Annotated in this window: 17 protein-coding genes and 1 tRNA gene; 3 read left to right on the forward strand and 15 right to left on the reverse strand. The window is 73.7% G+C overall.

Features of this window, described 5'->3' with window-relative positions; translation table 11 throughout:
• Window positions 1–16: 16 nt before the first annotated feature.
• Window positions 17–853 (reverse strand): 16S rRNA (cytidine(1402)-2'-O)-methyltransferase, encoded by an 837-nt coding sequence (gene rsmI, locus VGE38_RS05130; RefSeq protein ID WP_331141457.1) that lies wholly within the window; start codon window positions 851–853, stop codon window positions 17–19.
• Between the two features lie 472 nt (window positions 854–1,325).
• On the opposite strand from rsmI, the gene VGE38_RS05135 reads away from it, so the two are divergent.
• Window positions 1,326–3,065 carry a dolichyl-phosphate-mannose--protein mannosyltransferase gene (locus VGE38_RS05135; protein WP_331141458.1) on the forward strand — a complete coding sequence of 580 codons (1,740 nt, stop codon included), beginning with the start codon at window positions 1,326–1,328 and terminating at the stop codon, window positions 3,063–3,065.
• Here VGE38_RS05135 and VGE38_RS05140 read toward each other — a convergent pair.
• From VGE38_RS05140 to VGE38_RS05155, 4 genes are read right to left on the reverse strand one after another with little or no spacing between them, the layout of a single operon-like run.
• Window positions 3,062–3,835, reverse strand: coding sequence for an energy-coupling factor ABC transporter ATP-binding protein (locus VGE38_RS05140; RefSeq protein ID WP_331141459.1), 774 nt, complete (start codon window positions 3,833–3,835; stop codon window positions 3,062–3,064). The two genes, VGE38_RS05135 and VGE38_RS05140, sit on opposite strands and share 4 nt — an antisense overlap.
• The gene (cbiQ, locus tag VGE38_RS05145; protein ID WP_331141460.1) at window positions 3,832–4,509 is read right to left on the reverse strand and encodes a cobalt ECF transporter T component CbiQ; all 678 of its coding nucleotides are present in this window, start codon (window positions 4,507–4,509) and stop codon (window positions 3,832–3,834) included. Before cbiQ ends, VGE38_RS05140 begins: the two co-directional genes overlap by 4 nt.
• Before the next feature lie 13 nt (window positions 4,510–4,522).
• The gene (locus VGE38_RS05150) at window positions 4,523–4,912 is read right to left on the reverse strand and encodes a PDGLE domain-containing protein (RefSeq protein ID WP_331141461.1); all 390 of its coding nucleotides are present in this window, start codon (window positions 4,910–4,912) and stop codon (window positions 4,523–4,525) included.
• A complete protein-coding gene (locus VGE38_RS05155) occupies window positions 4,909–5,595 on the reverse strand; it encodes an energy-coupling factor ABC transporter permease (RefSeq protein ID WP_331141462.1) in 687 nt (228 codons plus the stop codon). Before VGE38_RS05155 ends, VGE38_RS05150 begins: the two co-directional genes overlap by 4 nt.
• Window positions 5,596–5,753: 158 nt before the next feature.
• Here VGE38_RS05155 and VGE38_RS05160 point away from each other — a divergent pair, with 158 nt between their 5' ends.
• Entirely contained in the window at window positions 5,754–6,176 is a 423-nt protein-coding gene (locus VGE38_RS05160) for a hypothetical protein (RefSeq protein ID WP_331141463.1), read from the forward strand.
• Window positions 6,177–6,189: 13 nt separating this feature from the next.
• Here the strand turns inward: VGE38_RS05160 and VGE38_RS05165 are convergent, their stop codons facing one another.
• The 10 genes from VGE38_RS05165 to VGE38_RS05210 all read right to left on the reverse strand — a co-directional run bounded on the left by VGE38_RS05165 (window position 6,190) and on the right by VGE38_RS05210 (window position 13,817).
• The gene (locus VGE38_RS05165; protein ID WP_331141464.1) at window positions 6,190–6,720 is read right to left on the reverse strand and encodes a DUF1360 domain-containing protein; all 531 of its coding nucleotides are present in this window, start codon (window positions 6,718–6,720) and stop codon (window positions 6,190–6,192) included.
• A 32-nt stretch (window positions 6,721–6,752) separates the two neighbouring features.
• On the reverse strand, window positions 6,753–7,550 hold the full coding sequence (locus VGE38_RS05170; RefSeq protein WP_331141465.1) for an MBL fold metallo-hydrolase: 798 nt from the start codon (window positions 7,548–7,550) through the stop codon (window positions 6,753–6,755).
• A 32-nt stretch (window positions 7,551–7,582) separates the two neighbouring features.
• On the reverse strand, window positions 7,583–8,233 hold the full coding sequence (locus tag VGE38_RS05175; RefSeq protein WP_331141466.1) for a hypothetical protein: 651 nt from the start codon (window positions 8,231–8,233) through the stop codon (window positions 7,583–7,585).
• A 112-nt stretch (window positions 8,234–8,345) separates the two neighbouring features.
• Window positions 8,346–8,418 (reverse strand) — tRNA-Ala (locus VGE38_RS05180).
• 90 nt (window positions 8,419–8,508) lie between these two features.
• Window positions 8,509–9,396 carry a divisome protein SepX/GlpR gene (gene sepX, locus VGE38_RS05185; RefSeq protein WP_331141467.1) on the reverse strand — a complete coding sequence of 296 codons (888 nt, stop codon included), beginning with the start codon at window positions 9,394–9,396 and terminating at the stop codon, window positions 8,509–8,511.
• 223 nt (window positions 9,397–9,619) lie between these two features.
• Entirely contained in the window at window positions 9,620–10,240 is a 621-nt protein-coding gene (locus VGE38_RS05190) for a GNAT family N-acetyltransferase (RefSeq protein ID WP_331141468.1), read from the reverse strand.
• Window positions 10,237–10,716: a MogA/MoaB family molybdenum cofactor biosynthesis protein gene (locus VGE38_RS05195; RefSeq protein ID WP_331141469.1), complete on the reverse strand. Its 480-nt coding sequence runs from the start codon at window positions 10,714–10,716 to the stop codon at window positions 10,237–10,239. The genes VGE38_RS05190 and VGE38_RS05195 overlap by 4 nt, the downstream gene beginning before the upstream one ends.
• Window positions 10,713–11,216, reverse strand: coding sequence for a cyclic pyranopterin monophosphate synthase MoaC (gene moaC / locus VGE38_RS05200; RefSeq protein WP_331141470.1), 504 nt, complete (start codon window positions 11,214–11,216; stop codon window positions 10,713–10,715). Before moaC ends, VGE38_RS05195 begins: the two co-directional genes overlap by 4 nt.
• On the reverse strand, window positions 11,216–12,442 hold the full coding sequence (glp, locus tag VGE38_RS05205) for a molybdotransferase-like divisome protein Glp (RefSeq protein WP_331141471.1): 1,227 nt from the start codon (window positions 12,440–12,442) through the stop codon (window positions 11,216–11,218). Before glp ends, moaC begins: the two co-directional genes overlap by 1 nt.
• Complete coding sequence (locus tag VGE38_RS05210; protein WP_331141472.1) at window positions 12,435–13,817, reverse strand: UTP--glucose-1-phosphate uridylyltransferase; 1,383 nt, start codon at window positions 13,815–13,817, stop codon at window positions 12,435–12,437. The genes glp and VGE38_RS05210 overlap by 8 nt, the downstream gene beginning before the upstream one ends.
• Window positions 13,818–13,840: 23 nt before the next feature.
• Here VGE38_RS05210 and VGE38_RS05215 point away from each other — a divergent pair.
• Window positions 13,841–14,144, forward strand: a 304-nt coding sequence (locus VGE38_RS05215; protein WP_331141473.1) for a 5-formyltetrahydrofolate cyclo-ligase, incomplete at its 3' end; no start/stop codon positions are given.

The following is a 14,144-nucleotide window of genomic DNA, read 5'->3' on the forward strand; positions in this document are numbered from 1 at the left end:
CCGAAATCCGTCGCGCTCAGGGGGCGCGGTGGACGGCGTCGTACACCTCTCGCTTGGGGATGCCGGCCCGCTGGGCGACCGCGAGGATCGCGTCCTTGCGGGTGGCGCCCTCCTCCTCCAGACCGGCGACCGCCGCACGCAGGCTGTCGGGGTCGGTGGCGACCGTGCCGGTGAGCACCGCGCCGGACACCACGATCGTCACCTCGCCGCGTACGCCCGCGCTGGCCCAGGCGACCAGGTCACCGAGGCCGCCGCGGCGGACCTCCTCGTGGGTCTTGGTCAGCTCCCGGCACACCGCCGCCGGCCGGTCGCTCCCGAACGCCTCCGCCATCGCCGCCAGCGCCGCCTCGGTGCGGTGCGGCGCCTCGAAGAACACCATGGTGCGCTCCTCGGTCGCGAGCGAGGCGAGCCGGCGGGAGCGCTCCCCTGCTTTGCGCGGCAGGAACCCCTCGAAGCAGAACCGGTCGACGGGGAGTCCCGAGACGGCCAGAGCCGTCAGTACGGCCGAAGGCCCTGGCACCGCGGTGACGCGTACGCCGGCCTCGACCGCCGCCGCCACGAGGCGGTAGCCCGGGTCGCTGACCGAGGGCATCCCGGCGTCGGTCACCAGCACCACGCGCTGGCCGGCCTCGAGCGCCTCCAGCAGGGTGGGAGTGCGGGCGGACTCGTTGCCCTCGAAGTAGGAGACCACCCTGCCGCCGACCGTCACCCCGAGGTCGGTGATCAGCCGCTTGAACCGGCGGGTGTCCTCGGCGGCGACCACGTCGGCGGCCGCCAGCTCCTCGGCCAGCCGCGGCGGTGCGTCGCCCACCTGTCCGATCGGGGTGGCGGCCAGGACGAGGACTCCGGTCATGCGCCGATGATCTCAGGGCGCCCTCGGTCGCCGTCGGTCGAGCCGGCGAGCCGCCCCCGGTGGTCGAGCCGGCGAGCCGGGCCCCGGTGGTCGAGCCGGCGAACCGGACCACCGGTGGTCGAGCCGGCGAGCCGCCAGGCGAGACGTGTCGAGACCACCCACCGACACCGCACACAGAGGTCTCGACACGCTCGGCCGCAGGCGGCCTCACTGCTCGACCAACGAAAGGGGGCCCCGGTGGTCGAGCCGGCGAGCCGCCAGGCGAGACGCGTCGAGACCACCCAGCCACGGACACCGCGCACAGAGGTCTCGACACGTTCGGCCGCGGGCGGCCTCACTGCTCGACCAACGAGGGGGGCGGCCACACTGCTCGACCAACGAGGGGGGCGGCCTCACTGCTCGACCAACGGAAGGGCGGCGTCACGGCTCGACCGACGGGAGGCGCTTCCGGCCCCGGCTAAGGTTCCTAGCCGTGAGCCACCCGACCTCCGTTGCGCCGCCCGGGCCGGTGGTCGACGGTGAGCCGACGGTGACGCTCTCGCGGACGGCGACCGGCGCTCCTGTGCCCTCGGCCTGGCACCGGGTGGCCCGACGGCTGCGGGACGAGGACCCCGTCGTGGGCTGGGTCGCCTCGGTCGGCGTCGCCACGCTCGCGCTCCTGCTCCGGCTGTGGCATCTGGGCACGCCGAAGGAGTTCGCCTTCGACGAGACCTACTACGCCAAGGACGCCTGGGCCCTGTTCCATGCCGGGTACGCCCGCGACTGGAGCGACGGCGCCAACGAGAAGGTCCTGTCCGGGGCCGATCCCGCCACGCTGCTCACGGACACCCCGGCGATGATCGTCCATCCCGAGGTCGGCAAGTGGCTGATCGGGCTGGGCGAGCAGGTGTTCGGCATGACGCCCTTCGGCTGGCGGATCTCCGCGGTCGTCGCCGGCGCGCTGATGGTGCTGGTCATGGTCCGGCTGACCCGGCGGCTGACCGGGTCGACGCTGCTCGGCTGCGTCGCCGGCCTGCTGATGTGCTTCGACGGGCTCCACTTCGTGCTCTCCCGCCTCGCACTGCTCGACATCTTCCTGGCCCTGTTCACCCTGTGCGGCGTGGCCTGCATGGCCGCCGACCGCGACTGGTTCCGCCGCCGCCTGGCGGACCGGCTCGACTCCCCCGTCACGACCGGTTGGGGTCCGGTCGTCGTGTGGCGGCCCTGGCTGTTGGCCTCGGGCCTGTGCTGGGGGCTGGCGGTCGGCACGAAGTGGACGGCGCTCTACCCCCTGGCGGCCTTCGGACTGCTGGTGTGGCTGTGGAGCGCGGGCGCACGCCGGTCGTTCGGGGTCCGGTGGTCCGTGCTCCGGTCAGCGGTCGCGGACGGCGTACCGGCCTTCGTGCATCTCGTCGTGGTGGCTGCCGCCGTCTACACGCTGTCGTGGGCCGGCTGGATGGCGCACTCCTCGGCCTACGAGCAGGCGCTGTCGTCGACGCAATACACGCAGTACACCGGGCAGGGCCACTGCAACGACGAGCAGACCTGGGTCGCCGACAACCCGGACCCGAACCGCCGCTGGCCGACGGCGACCGAGCCGGACGCGAGCGGCCTCGGCGAGGTGAGCCAGTCCCTGCGGTCGCTGTGGTTCTACCACCGCGACGTGTGGACCTTCCACACCCAGTTCCTCGACTGCGCCGAGCACACCTACGCCTCCTCCCCCGCCGGCTGGCTGCTCCTCAACCGGCCGGTCGGGGTGGCGGCCCAGACGGCGATCCCGCCCGGCGACCAGGGCTGCACGGCACCGGCCGGCTCCGACTGTCTGCGGCAGGTGCTGCTGCTCGGCAACCCGATGGTGTGGTGGGGCGGCATCGCCGCCCTGCTGGCCGCCGTGGTGCTCTGGGCCGGGGCTCGCGACTGGCGCTACGGCGTCGCCGTGGTCGGTGTCGCCTCCAGCTGGCTGCCGTGGTTCCTGTACGACGACCGGCCGATCTTCAGCTTCTACGCGATCGTGTCGCTGCCGTTCGTCGTGCTCGCCCTGACGTTGGTGCTCGGCCGGATCGTCGGACCGGACCGGACGCCGACCCGGCGTCGTACGGCCGGTGTCATCGTCGCCGGCGGCTACCTCGCGCTGGTGCTGGCGAACTTCGCCTGGTTCTGGCCGGTCTACACCCACGAGCTGCTCACCCACGACGCCTGGCTGCACCGGATCTGGTTCGAGCGCTGGATCTAGCCGGCGGCGGTACGGCGGGCGGCGAGCTGGTCGGCCGCGACGACCGGATCGAAGCCGAACGGCAGCTCCAGGCGGTGCCGGGCCAGCAGGTCGGCGTCGACCAGCAGCTCCGAGGTCGGGGCGTCGGCCGCGACCACCCCGTCGTGCAGGACGACCGACCGCTCGCACAGCTCGAGCGCGTACGGCAGGTCGTGGGTCACCATCAGCACCGTCACCTCGAGCGAGGTCAGGATCTCCGCGAGCTCGCGTCGTGAGGCCGGGTCGAGGTTCGACGAGGGCTCGTCGAGCACCAGGATCTCCGGCTCCATCGCCAGCACGGTGGCCACGGCGACCCGGCGGCGCTGCCCGAAGCTGAGGTGGTGCGGCGGGCGGTCGGCGTACGCCGCCATCCCGACCTGCTCCAGGGCGCTCATCACGCGCGCCTCGAGCGCGGGCCCGCGCAGGCCGAGGTTGGCCGGCCCGAAGGCGACGTCCTGACGCACGGTGCCCATGAAGAGCTGGTCGTCGGGGTCCTGGAAGACGATCCCGACGCGGCGCCGGATCTCGGCGAGGTGCCGCTTCTCGACCGGCAGGCCACTGACCGCGACGGTGCCGGCTCCGGCCGTGAGGATCCCGTTGAGGTGGAGCACCAGCGTCGTCTTGCCGGCACCGTTCGGCCCGAGCAGCGCCACCCGCTCGCCGCGATGTACGTGCAGGTCGACGCCGAAGAGCGCCTGGTGGCCGTCGGGGTAGGCGTAGGCCAGCCCGCGGACGTCGAGGACCGGGGTCATGGGGTCTGCCTCCTCACCGTGCCGTCGTACCCGCGCGACAGCATCGCCAGGTGCACCCTCTCACCGCGCTCGTAGGAGCGGACGAAGAGGGCGCCCAGCGCGCGGGCGAGGTGCGGCCAGTGCCGCGGCGAGCGGGGCTCAAACCCGCGCGAGCGCATGGCGACGGTCATCCGGCCGAGCTCGGCGGTGACGACGTCGAGGTAGCGGATCATGAAGCCGATGATCTGCACCAGCAGCTGCGGGAGCCGCAGCCGCTCCAGACCGCGCAGCAGGTCGCTCGCCTCCGTGGTCGCCGCCAGCGTCAGCGAGGCGAGCACGCCCAGGGACCCCTTGAGCAGCAGCGCGACACCCGCCACGACGCCCTGCTCGGCGACCGTGACGCCGAGGATCTCGGTGCGCGGCCCGTGCGCGACGAACGGCATGAGCAGCGCGAACACCACGAACGGCACCTCGACCACCATCCGCTTCGCCAGGTAGCCGACCGGCACCCGGGCGACGGCGATGACGCCGAGGAGCACCAGCAGCTCCACGGCGTACGCCGGATAGGCCTGCCGCGGCGTGGCGACGACGACGAGCACGAACCCCAGCAGGGCGAGCAGCTTGAGGTGCGCCGGGGCGCGGTGCATCGGGCTGTGGCCGTGGTAGTGCAGCCGGTGCCCGTGTCCCGCTCCCATGGGTGCCCCGCCCTCAGGCCGCGTCGGAGCCGGTGTGGGTGCTGGTCGTGCTGGCCGTGCTGGCGGGCGTACGCCGGCGGCGCACCGCGTAGGCGACGCCGCTGGTCAGCAGCAGGACGACCAGGCAGCCCAGCACGCCGGCCAGACCGCCGCCGAGTCGGGGGTTGTCGACGCCCTTGGTGGCGTAGTCCGCGAACGGGCTGTCGGCGGTCGCGCTGTCCTCGGCCGAGTCGATGAAGCCGGTCTGCTCGGCGACGTACTCCAGCCCGTCGGGGTGGGCGCTGGCGTAGTAGCTGCCGACGCCGGCGACGAGCAGCGCGACGATCAGGCCGCCGAGGAGGAAGACGCGCAGCGGCAGCCGGGCTGTGGGACGGGTTGCGGGACGGGTGGGCTGACGGCTCATGCGGGCACCTTCCGGATCTCCAGCTCGGTGGCGGCGGCGAGGTCGCGCGCGCCGTGCACCAGGTCGGGGCGGGTGGTCATGACGGCGCCGACCACGAGGGCGGTGATCACGGCCTCGCCGACGCCGATGACGGTGTGCCAGCCGAGCATCGCGGTGAGCACGTCGCCGGTGTCGACCGGCGCGACCCCGCCGATCCCGAAGAGCAGGGTGAACACGGCCGCCGCTGCCGGGACCGAGAGGAACGCGGCCACACCGGCCAGCGGGGCCACCAGGCCCGGCCGGCTCGGGAGCACCCGGCGCAGTCCGTGGAAGACGGCCCAGCTGGCGACCACCGCGACGACCGCCATCAGCGTGATGTTCGTCCCCAGCGCGGTCACGCCACCGTCGGCCATCAGCAGGGCCTGGACGATGAGCACGGCGCTGAGGCACAGGCACGCCGTGAACGGCCCCACCAGGATCGCGGCGAGCGCGCCGCCGAGCAGGTGGCCGCTGGTGCCGGCGCCGACCGGGAAGTTGATCATCTGCCCCGCGAAGATGAAGGTCGCGACCAGCCCGGCCATCGGGGCGGTGCGGTCGTCGAGCTCGCGGCGGGCGCCCTTGAGGGCGACGCCGACCGCGGCGGCGGCGACGACGCCGGTGGCCACCGAGGTGGGGGCGTCGAGGAATCCGTCGGGGACGTGCATGGGCATGCCTCTCTGTCGCTTATTGCAAATCTATTGCAATAGCGCTCGGCCGCCAACAGCGGGGTCGGTCCGGACCGCCCACCGGCCCCGACGTCCCTCGCGGAAGCGGTCGCGGCGGCGTACGGTGGAGCTCCCGAGCGCTGCGAAGGAGCCGTCCTATGAGCCAGCTGCCGAGCCTGCCCCGCCGACCTCTGGGTCCATGGGCCCGGCCTCTCGCCGGCGCCCTGGTGGCCGCCGGTCTCACCGTCGCCCTCGTCCCTCCGGTCCATGCCGACGATGACGAGCGGGTGCGCAGCGGCGGGTGCTCCCGGGCAGCGGACTGGCGGATCAAGGTGGACCGGGAGTCGCGAGGCCTCGAGGTGGAGGCCGAGATCGACAGCAACCGGCCACGGCAGACGTGGCGCTGGGCCCTGCGCCGCAACGGCAACCTCGTGGCCCGCGGACGGTCCGTCACGAATGCCCGCAGCGGCTCCTTCGAGGTCGAGCGCCACACGGGGAACCGCGCCGGCCCCGACTACTTCCGCTTCCGCGCCACGAACCCGCGCACCGGTGAGGTCTGCGTCGCCCGGATCGGCTACTGACCCCGAGGCCGCGTCAGTCGCGCCGCAGTCGCGCGTAGCCGTGCTGGAGCGCGTCGGAGACCCCGACGACGCTGAAGGCAGCCGCCCAGGTCCGGGCGAGCCGGGGTGCGAGAGCCAGGCCGGCGACGTACGCCGTCCCGGTCCACACGCCGACGCAGAACGGGCAGGTGAGGAGCTCACCGACCGTGTGCCGGAAGCCGTGTGCGCCGCGCGGCTCCTCGTGGTGCTCGGCGGATCCGGCCGGGCCCTCGAACTCGGTGAACGGCGCCCGGATCGGACTGGTCACCGACCCCTTGGCCAGCAGCCGGCTGAACTTGTGGGTGGCGAGCCCGCCGAGGAGCACGTCGGTCAGCTCGTAGCGCTCCGGGAGCTGTCGCCCGCTGGCCCGCAGGGCGACCAGCCCGGCCGCCACGGTGACGGCGTACGTCGTCGCGCTGGCCGCGAAGCCGGGGAGGTCGACCTCCCCCTCGGGGTCGTAGCCCTCCCTGACCTCCTGTCGGAGCACATCGGCGATGCGGGCGGCGGCTCGTGGACGTGGCGTCACCCTGGGGCGGTACCCCAACCCCACGGCGCGATTCAGGACGGCGGCGTCAGTCTCACGCGCTGGCCGCGCTCGACGTGCCGTACGCCGGCCGCCAGGCCCCGCTCGGCGCACGCGGCGTGGAAGTCGGCGATCGGAGAGCGGAAGACGCCGTAGTCGTCGTAGTGGATCGGCACCGTGACGCCGGCGGCCAGGTCGCTGGTCAGCTGGACGCCCTGGCGGGCGTCCATCGTCAGCAGCACGCCGAGGACCCGGGTCCCGCCGAGGTGCAGCACCGCCGCGTCCAGCGCGCCGGCCCGTTCCACGACCTCCCGCAGCCACGGCCGGTAGAGGGTGTCGCCGCTGAGGTAGGTGCGGTGCACGGGTCCGCTCCCCTGCTGCAGCTCCAGCAGGCTGCCCATCACCGGCGGCATCAGCCGGCGGACCGGGCCGGGGCCGTGGACGCCCGGCACGGAGGTGATGGTGAGGGTCCAGTCGTCGCGACCGAGGATGGTCGCCTCCCAGGTGTCCATCCCCTGGGCGGCCCGGAACCCCCACTGCCGCAGGCGCCGCTCGGCCGCAGGCGTGGTCAGGACCGGGAGGTCGCGGTCGAGCTCGCGGCGCGCCACGCGGTCGAAGTGGTCACCGTGCAGGTGCGAGAGCACGATGCCGTCGAGCTCCGGCAGCGCGTCGGGCTGGCAGGCCGGCTCCGACCGGCGCCGGGAGACGAGCCCCTTGCCGAGGTAGGCGTACTGGCCGCGGTGCAGGAAGTTCGGATCGGTCAGCAGGGTGAAGGGGCCCAGCCGCAACACCGTGGTGGCGGTGCCGATGAACTCCAGCGACGCGTCGTACACCTGTTCCGGGTGCCCCGATGGGCTCCCGCGCACTACTCCGGCGACCCGTGCCCCGCGGTGTGCGCGGCCAGCTGTGCCAGGACCGTCCGCACCTCGGCCACCTCCACGTCCTCCTCGCGGCGGCCCCACTGCCCGGGCGAACGCGCGAGGACGCAGCCGGCGGGGTCGGCACACCCGACGGCGGCGGTCGTGTCGTACAGCGCGCGGAGCTCGGCGGCGAGTCGCAGCGTCTGGCGGTACGCCGGATGCGTCTGCTGCTCGGGCACCGCGACCGGCGCCAGGTCCTTGGCGAGGTCGACGACCACCTCGCCCATCCCCGCCGCCAGGTCGATCCCGGCCCGACACCCACCGAGCGCCGCCATCCGGTCCGGGACCTCCAGGCCGTCGCGCGCCGCTCTCGCCAGGGCAGCGCTCAGCAGGAGGGTCTCGCGCGGTGGCGGCACCTCGTAGGAGTGGGCTCGCCGCAGCAGCCCGCGCCGCTCGGTGACGGTGCGGGGCGGCTCCTCGGGAGGCAGCTCGACCTTCACCTGCCCGCTCCACGGGTCCAGCCGCGCCAGCTCGTGGTAGCGCACCTCGGCCGCCTGCGCGAACCGGTCCTGGGTGGCGTCGTCGGCGAACCGGACGTAGCGACCCAGCGGCTTGCGTCGGTCCCCGATCACGATGTCGCCCACGATGTCGCCCACGATGTCGCTGCCAGGTGGGGTGCGCTGCTCATGCCCCCCACTTACCCCGAGCGGCGGTTCGCACACGCCGCAACGACGAAGGGCGGCCCGGATGGACCGCCCTTCGTTTCGGTGGAGCTGAGGGGATTCGAACCCCTGGCCTTCTCATTGCGAACGAGACGCGCTACCAACTGCGCCACAGCCCCAACTGCATCAACCGATGCGCGGATGAGGTTAGCACCCAGTGCGGGGGCGACCCCAAATCACCCCTGCTGGAAGGGCTCGGGTGGGCGACCTCAGGAGCCCGCGACGCGGCGCTCGACGGCCGGCGGCTGCTGCTGGGCGGCCGCGCGGACGGCGTCGGCCTCCCGGGCCAGCGCGCTGTCGGCGGCGGTGTTGCCCGACGTCCAGACGCCGGTGGCGTCGAGGTCGATCGTGCTGACGGTGCGGTGGGCCGCCGGCTTGGAGACGTACGTCGGCAGCGTGACCGGCACGGGCGCCCAGGCGGCCTCGGCGGACCCGGCGCTCGCCTGGGTCGACTCCTCCCCGCGCGGGGACGGGACGACGGGGACCTCGGTGGTGTCGTCGTCGGCGATCGCCACGGACGGGCCGGCGGTCTCCTGCTGCGCGGGCTGCTGCGTGCTGGCCGGGCGTCGGGCGGCCGGGCGGTGGGCCCGCTCGCTGCGGACCATGAGCCGGCAGGCCACCAGCCAGGCGACCAGCAGCACGAGAGGCGCTGCCAGCCAGGCCCAGTGGATCACCCGGCCGGCGGCACAGCTGCCGACCATGGCGGTCAGCAGCAGCAGGACGCCGAGCACGCGGCGACGGCGTCGGGCAGCGGCGGCGGCCGCGCTGCGTCGTACCGTGTCCTGGGCGAGCGCCCAGGAACCGGTGTCGGTGATGCTGATGCCGGGACGGCCGATGTCGGAGCTGTCGACGACCGCCTCCTCGTGAGGCGCCTCGGTGGATCCGCTCACGGGGCGCGCGAGCGACTCGCCGGGACGTACCAGCCGCGTGGCGCGGCGGCTGACCGGCTCGCGGCGCGCCAGGACGCGCATGGTGTGGGAGAAGCGGTCCACGGTCCGACTGCGAGCACCCGCCTCGTGGTGCTCGAGCGCCTTGGGGAGCAGGTAGGCGGCCCACGCCACGGCAAGGGCGACGAAGATCAGTGCGCTCGGGTCCACGCCCCAGAGGTTATGAGCGTTAGCGCAGCACACCGGGGATGTCTACCCGTGTGTCGCAAATTGCTGGTGTGACTGGTGTGGTTTGGGTCGGCGTCATACGACGTGGCTGTCTCGGCGACCGGGTCGCATGACGTCCCCGCGCGGACCAGCCGGACGTCATACGACTCGGCTGCCAGAGCAGCCGGATCGTATGACGTCCCCCGCGACGCGCCGCGAAAGAGCGTCAGGTGCCGGCCGAGCCGGTCACCCGGGAGATCAGCCCACCCGGCGGCACGTCCTCGGCCGTGATCGCGTAGATCCGGTGGTCGCGCCAGGCGCCGTCGATATGCAGGTAGCGCGGGGCGTAGCCGACCTCAGGAATACCGAGCTTCTCGACGACCCGCAGCGAGTTGGAGTTCTCCGGCCGGATCGCGACCTCGATGCGGTGCAGGCCGGTCGCGAAGCAGTGGTCGATGACGAGCGCCACGGCGCGGGGCATGATGCCGCGGCCGGCGTACGCCACGTCGATCCAGTAGCCGACCGAGGCGAACATCGCCGAGCCGCGCACGATGTTGCTGACCGTAACCTGCCCGACGAACCGCGGACCGTGACCGTCGTCGACCTCGATGGCGAACGGCATCGCCTGTCCGAGCCGTGCCGCCCGGTGCAGCCGCCGCACCAGCGCCGCGAACGACGTCGGCCGGGCCTCGCCGTTCGGGGGCACGGTGGCGTCCCACGGCGTCAGCCACCCCGCGCTCCGCCGCCGGGCCTCACGCCACGCCCCGGCGTCGCGCCGCGAGATCGGTCGGACGGTCACCTCACCGGCGCGGAGGCGGACCGGCCACGCGGGGGGCGGTGCGCTCAATGGTCGCTCCCGACCACCTGCTCGACCGCGTGCCGCAGCACCGGGGCGAGCACCTCGAGAGCGTCCTTCACCCCGCCGCGGGACCCGGGCAGGTTCACCACCAGGCACTGCCCCGTGACGCCGGCCAGGCCGCGCGAGAGCATCGCGGTCGGGACACCCTGGGCCAGGCCCGCCGCCCGGACCGCCTCCGCGATCCCCGGTACCTCGCGGTCGAGCAGCGGCCGCGTCACCTCCGGCGTGCGGTCGGTCGGCGTGAGCCCGGTGCCGCCGGTGGTCAGCACGACCCGGGCACCCGCGTCGACGAAGCCCCGGATCGCGACCGCGACGGGCTCCCCGTCCGGGACGACGGCCGGCTCGCCGACCAGGAACCCGTGCTCGTGCAGGAACGCGGTGATCAGCGGGCCGGTGGTGTCCGCGTACACGCCGGCGGCCGCACGGTTGGAGGCGACGACGACCCCCGCGGAGAGCGCCGTCACGACCGCGCCCAGTCCCCGGACTTCCCGCCGGTCTTGGTCTCCACGCGGACGTCGGTGATGACGGCGGCCTTGTCGACCGCCTTGACCATGTCGACCACCGTCAGCGCCGCCACGGAGACGGCGGTCAGCGCCTCCATCTCGACGCCGGTCCGGTCGGTGGTGCGCACCGTGGCGCGGATCTCGACCGCACCTCGTCCTGAGCCTGTCGAAGGGTCGTCGGCGACGTCGAGGTCCACGCTCACCCCGGAGATCGCCAGCGGGTGGCACAGCGGGATCAGCGCCGGCGTCTGCTTGGCGCCCATGATCCCCGCGATCCGCGCCACCGCCAGCGCGTCGCCCTTGGGCACGCCCTCGCCGCGCAGCAGGGCGACCACCTCGGCGGAGACCAGGACGCGTCCGGAGGCGGTGGCGACCCGGCGGGTGACGTCCTTCTCGGAGACGTCGACCATGCGCGCCGCGCCGGACTCGTCGACGTGGGTGAGGCGAGTGGGATCCGACATCAGAACTCCTGGTCCAGCAGCAGTACGTCGACCTCGGCACCCGCCGCCAGCGAGGTGGCGTCCTCGGGCACGACCACGAGGCAGTTGGCCGCCGCCAGGTCGCCGATGAGATGCGAGCCGGGGCCGCCGACGGGCGTCACCGCACCGTCGTGGATCTCGCCGCGCAGGAACTGCCGCCGCCCGGCCGGCGAGCTGATCGGTCCGGTCAGCCGGCCCCGGACGGTGGGGCGCACCTCCGGCCGCATGCCCATCAGCCGGCGCAGGGCGGGGAGCACGAACTGCTCGAAGGAGACGTACGACGACACCGGGTTGCCCGGCAGCGTGAAGATCGGCACCCGGTCCTCGCCCACGCGGCCGTAGCCCTGTGGCTTCCCCGGCTGCATGGCCACTCCGCCGAACCACACGCCCTGCGGCGCGAGCGCGGCCTTGACCACGTCGAAGTCGCCCTGCGACACCCCGCCGGACGTGACGACCAGGTCGGCGCGGACCAGCTGGTCCTCCAGCGCCTCGAGGAAGAGCTTGGGCTCGTCGGGGACGATGCCGACGCGGTAGACGATCGCGCCGGCGCGGCGGGCCGCGGCGGCGAGGAGGAACGAGTTGCCGTCGTAGATCGAGTCGTGGCCCAGCGGCCGTCCCGGGTCGCGCAGCTCGGTGCCGGTCGACATCACGACCACGCGCGGCCGGGGCCGGGACGCGATGGTCGCCCGGCCCACGGAGGCGAGCAGCCCCAGGTGGCGCGGCCCGAGGATGGTCCCCTCCGCGACGACGAGGTCGCCCGCCTGCACGTCCTCACCCGCGGGCCGCACGTGCTGGCGCTCGGCCGGCGCCCGGGTGATCCGGACGTGGGCGACGCCGCGGTCGGTCCACTCGTACGGCACCACCGTGTCGGCCCCGGACGGCACCGGCGCGCCGGTCATGATCTTGGCCGCGGTGCCCGGCGGCAGCGCGAGCAGGCCGGCCTGACCGGCGCCGATCTCCCCCACCACCGGCAGGTGCACCGGCGCGTCCGGCGAGGCGCTGGCGACGTCGGCGTACCGCACGGCGTAGCCGTCCATCGCGGAGTTGTCGAAGCCCGGCAGCGAGACCTCGGCGTGGACGTCCTCGGCACTGGCCAGGCCCAGGGCGTCCAGCAGCGGCTGCTGGACCGAGGGCAGCGGGTCGATGTCGGCGAGGATCCGGTCGCGGAGCTCCTCGACGCTCAGGAGCCCGCCGCTGCTACTAGCCACCCGCCGACAGTACCGACTCCGGCGCGACCCGCTGCGCGCCGGCGGCCTGCAGCTCCACCGCGCCGATCACGCGGACGCCGCGGCCGAAGGTCCAGTCGCCGTCGATCGCGAGCCTGCTGGCCTCCCGCAGCGACGGCGCCCCCTCGGGGAACCGCTTGTCGAACTCGGAGACCACCTTGTAGTGGTCGGGGTCGAGGTCGACGTACGGCACCTCGCCGGCCACCTGGTCGAGCGAGAAGTCCTCGCGGATCTCGTAGACGTCGGAGCGCAGCACCAGCAGGTCGTTGGTGGTCTTCACCGGGATGAACCGGTCCCGGCCGACCTCGATGAGCGCCGCGTCCTCGAAGATCTCGATCGCCGCCCCCATCGCGGTCTCGATCTGGACCACCTCGGGCGAGGTCTTGTCGGCGGGGTCGACGGTCTTGACGTTGCGGATCAGCGGGAGCCCGAGGATGCCGCCGCGCACGGCGAGCGCCTGCTTCATCGCGCGCAGGTCGAACCAGATGTTGTTGGTCGAGCAGTACCGGTGCCGGTCCAGGTCGCGCAGCGCGGCGGCGTCCTCCGGCGGCGTCTGCGCGGTCTCGCGCAGCACCAGCCGCCCGTCGGTCCGGCGACGGGCGAAGTGGCCGCCCTTGCGGTCGGAGGCGGTACGCCGCACCGCCTCGATCGCGAACGGAGCTCCGCTCTGGGCGAACCAGCCGGCGACCCGCGGCTCCGGCACCGCGCCGAGGTTGTCGGAGTTGGAGACGAAGACCCGGTCGTAGCCCTGCTCGAGCAGCAGGTCGAGCAGGCCGCTCCCGACGAGCGCGGTGTAGATGTCGCCGTGTCCGGGCGGACACCACTCCTGCTCGGGGTCCTTCGGCCAGCTCACCGGGCTCAGGTCCGAGGTGCGCAGCTTGGGCTCGCGGTTCTGGAGGAACTCCAGCGGCAGCCCCTCGACCGGCAGGTCGGTGTAGCGCGCCAGCGCCGCGAGCGTGTCCCCGGAGGTGCGGAAGGAGTTCATGAAGATGAGCGGCAGCGGGGCGCCGTACGCCTGCCGGAGGTGGAGCACCTGGCGGGCGATGATGTCGAGGAACGACATGCCGCGCCGCACGCACAGCAGCGACTTGGCGCGGTCCATGCCCATGGAGGTGCCGAGCCCGCCGTTGAGCTTGATGACCGCGGTCGTCCGCAGCGCCGCGGAGGCCTGCTCGTCGGAGACCTCGACGTCGTCGAGCGAGGGGATGTCGACCGGCTCGATCGCCGCCTCGGGGATCATCCCGGTCTCGCCGTGCTCGAGCAGTCGGTAGTAGTGCGCGAAGGTCTCGATCGCGACCTCGTCGACGCCGGCGTCCCGCATCTTCGCGGTCGCCTTCTGCAACCCAGGGCTACCCATGCTGTCGATCGTAGGGTGGTCGGGTGGCCGAACCCCAACCGCTGCCGCTGCCGGCGAAGACGAGCGCTCGCGACCAGCTGCTCGCCGCCCGGCGTCGGCGCCCGCTCACGGAGGTCGCCGAGGCCGCCGCGCGGATCGCGCGGCACGTGCTCGCCGCCCCGGAGGTCGGCCGCGCGGCGACCGTCGCGGCGTACGTCTCGATCGGCGGGGAGCCCGGCACCTCCTTCCTCCTCGACGCGCTCGCGGCGACCGGCAGGCGCGTCCTGCTGCCACGGCTGCTGCCCGACGGCGACCTCGACTGGGGCACCTGGCGCGGTGACGGGTCCC

The sequence above is a fragment of the Nocardioides sp. genome (assembly GCF_036405735.1).
In the GTDB taxonomy this organism is placed as follows: Bacteria; Actinomycetota; Actinomycetes; order Propionibacteriales; family Nocardioidaceae; genus Nocardioides.

Coding starts and splice junctions, on each gene's coding strand:
- rsmI (WP_331141457.1), bottom strand. CDS start 853: ATGACCGGAGTCCTCGTCCTGGCCGCCACCCCGATCGGACAGGTGGGC.
- VGE38_RS05140 (WP_331141459.1), bottom strand. CDS start 3,835: ATGACCCCGGTCCTCGACGTCCGCGGGCTGGCCTACGCCTACCCCGAC.
- cbiQ (WP_331141460.1), bottom strand. CDS start 4,509: ATGGGAGCGGGACACGGGCACCGGCTGCACTACCACGGCCACAGCCCG.
- VGE38_RS05150 (WP_331141461.1), bottom strand. CDS start 4,912: ATGAGCCGTCAGCCCACCCGTCCCGCAACCCGTCCCACAGCCCGGCTG.
- VGE38_RS05155 (WP_331141462.1), bottom strand. CDS start 5,595: ATGCACGTCCCCGACGGATTCCTCGACGCCCCCACCTCGGTGGCCACC.
- VGE38_RS05160 (WP_331141463.1), top strand. CDS start 5,754: ATGAGCCAGCTGCCGAGCCTGCCCCGCCGACCTCTGGGTCCATGGGCC.
- moaC (WP_331141470.1), bottom strand. CDS start 11,216: ATGTCGGATCCCACTCGCCTCACCCACGTCGACGAGTCCGGCGCGGCG.
- VGE38_RS05210 (WP_331141472.1), bottom strand. CDS start 13,817: ATGGGTAGCCCTGGGTTGCAGAAGGCGACCGCGAAGATGCGGGACGCC.